The 1,298-nt window shown below is 61.0% G+C and carries 1 protein-coding gene; it reads left to right on the top strand.

Annotation, left to right across the window (positions count from 1 at the left end; translation table 11 throughout):
• Positions 1 to 1,298: outer membrane protein assembly factor BamA (bamA, locus tag ACQKPZ_RS28195; RefSeq protein WP_427544567.1), on the top strand; the 1,298-nt coding region annotated here is incomplete at both ends.

Raw genomic sequence — 1,298 nt, 5'->3', positions numbered from 1 at the left:
CGCGTCAACGGCCTGCAGCGGGTTTCCGCCGGCAGTGTCTTCGGTGCCTTGCCGCTGAACGTCGGCGATCAGGCCGATGACCGCCGCCTGGTGGACTCGACGCGTTCCCTGTTCAAGACCGGGTTCTTCCAGGACATCCAGTTGAACCGCGATGGCAATGTGCTGATCATCAACGTGGTCGAGCGCCCGTCGGTGTCGAGTATCGAGATCGAAGGCAACAAGGCGATCAGCACCGAAGACCTGATGAAAGGCCTGAAACAGTCGGGCCTGGCCGAAGGCGAGATCTTCCAGCGTGCCACGCTCGAAGGCGTGCGTAACGAACTGCAGCGCCAGTACGTGGCCCAGGGCCGCTACTCGGCCGAGGTCGACGCCGAAGTGGTGCCGCAGCCGCGCAACCGTGTGGCGCTGAAGATCAAGATCAACGAAGGCACCGTCGCTGCCATCCAGCACATCAACATCGTTGGCAACAACGTGTTCGACGATGAAACCCTGGGGCAGCTGTTCGAGCTGAAGACCACCAACTGGCTGTCGTTCTTCAAGAACGATGACAAGTACGCCCGCGAAAAACTGTCCGGTGACCTGGAGCGCCTGCGTTCCTACTACCTGGACCGCGGCTACATCAACATGGACATCGCCTCCACCCAGGTGTCCATCACCCCAGACAAGAAACACGTGTACATCACCGTCAACATCAACGAAGGCGAGAAGTACACCGTTCGTGACGTGAAGCTGTCCGGTGACCTGAAAGTGCCGGAAGACCAGGTCAAGTCGCTGCTGCTGGTGCAGCCGGGCCAGGTGTTCTCGCGCAAGGTGATGACCACCACGTCCGAGCTGATCACCCGTCGCCTGGGCAACGAAGGCTATACCTTCGCCAACGTCAACGGCGTGCCACAGCCGAACGACCAGGACCACACGGTCGACATCATGTTCGTGGTCGACCCGGGCAAGCGTGCCTACGTCAACCGCATCAACTACCGCGGCAACACCAAGACCGAAGACGAAGTACTGCGTCGCGAAATGCGCCAGATGGAAGGCGGCTGGGCGTCGACCTACCTGATCGACCAGTCCAAGACCCGTCTGGAACGCCTGGGCTTCTTCAAGGAAGTCAACGTCGAGACCCCACCGGTGCCAGGCACTGACGACCAGGTTGACGTCAACTACAGCGTTGAAGAGCAGGCATCCGGCTCGATCACCGCCAGCGTCGGCTTCGCCCAGAGCGCGGGCCTGATCCTGGGTGGTTCGATCAGCCAGAGCAACTTCCTGGGTACCGGTAACAAGGTGTCCGTCGGCCTGACCCG

This window comes from Pseudomonas sp. NPDC089547 (assembly GCF_050280665.1).
Taxonomy (GTDB): Bacteria; Pseudomonadota; Gammaproteobacteria; order Pseudomonadales; family Pseudomonadaceae; genus Aquipseudomonas.
This window is presented reverse-complemented; position numbering and strand designations above follow the sequence as displayed.